Genomic DNA, 1,263 nt, shown 5'->3' with positions numbered 1-1,263 from the left:
GCGCTGGACCGCGCGGGCCGTCGTCACCGGACCCGCGGAGGTGTTCAGGCGCAGCGGCTCGCGCACGTACGCGGGGGGCGGGATGTCCGCGGGCTCGGGCTCACGCGAGGCGGCGGGACGGGCCTCCGCGGGCACGGGCTCCTGGGCCACGTTGCGCGCCAGCTGCTCCACCATGTCCACCGTCATCGACTCGTCGTCCGGCGGCGGTGGCGGAGGCGGCGTGAGCGCTCCGGCCTGCTGGGCGACCGTCTCGGCCAGCTGCACGAAGCGGGGCGGCATCGGCTGGCGGTAGATGATGGAGATCCACTCGCGCACCCGCAGCTCGATGGCGACCCACAGCTCCAGCGGCTTGCCCAGGAGGAAGCCGACTTCGTCCAGCTCCTTCTTGGGCACCGGGTAGGCGCACGCCACGTGCAGCGTGTTCCCGTCCAGGGACAGGGGGACGACGCTGAGGCGCTCGGCGATTTTCGGGGGGATGAAGCTGGCGACCTCGAGGTTGGGCTCGAAGTCCACCAGGTTCACGGGCCGGAAGCCGGAGACCTCGCCCATCATCGCGAGGACGTCCGCTTCGGAGAGGCCGCGCTCCAGGAGCGCGGTGTCCAGGTGGCCACCCTGGGCCTGATGCTGACGCAACAAGTCCCCGGCCTGCTCCTGGGTCAGGAGGGCGCGCGAGACGAGGTGCTGGGCAAGACGCGAAGGCATGAAGGCCGCGGCATCTTACGGCCGCGGCCGCAAGGCACAATGAGCCGGTTTCAGCTCGGTTGGACGACGAAGGTGGACGTCAGCTTGTCATGGAGCGTCTGCCCGCGGCGGTCGAACAGCGCCATCCAGAACCCGCCCAGGAAGAGAACGAAGGAAAGCCCGGCGAGCAGCGCCCGGAAGATGGCCCGGCCCGGGGTGGGCGCCATGCCATGGGTGTCCACCAACCGCAGGCCCAGGAGCAACCGTCCCAGGGTGCGTCCATTCCACAGGAAGGCCGCGACCGCGCAGTACACGGTGGCGAGCACCAGCACCAGGACCACGCCCGGCAGCAGCACGGAGTGCATCGCCCGCAGCCAGGCGACGAACGCGTCCAGCCCGGTCAGCCCCGGCTGGGGGCCCTTCACGCCCGCGACCGACGAGGCCAGGGTGATGTAGGCCGCCGCCACGGCGCTGATGGCCGCGGTGTCGACGGTGAAGGACAGCAGCCGGCGCCACAGCGAGGCGGGGCGCGCGTGGACCTCGCCAGCGGCCGGGACCGCCGAAGGCGCCGGGGCCTTCGAC

1 protein-coding gene and 1 pseudogene are annotated in these 1,263 nt (G+C 72.0%); both read right to left on the bottom strand.

Annotation, left to right across the window (positions count from 1 at the left end):
* Nucleotides 1-702 (bottom strand): annotated as a pseudogene (locus D7W82_RS39675) (FrgA protein); the annotation flags it as partial.
* Nucleotides 703-752: 50 nt separating this feature from the next.
* A partial coding sequence (locus D7W82_RS39670; protein WP_120623187.1) for an RDD family protein occupies nucleotides 753-1,263 on the bottom strand: 511 nt, incomplete at its 5' end.

Origin of the sequence: Corallococcus sp. CA049B, assembly GCF_003611685.1 — a bacterium.
GTDB classification, from domain to species: domain Bacteria; phylum Myxococcota; class Myxococcia; order Myxococcales; family Myxococcaceae; genus Corallococcus; species Corallococcus coralloides.
The sequence above is the reverse complement of the archived record's forward strand: the minus strand, read 5'-3'. Positions and strand labels throughout refer to the sequence as shown.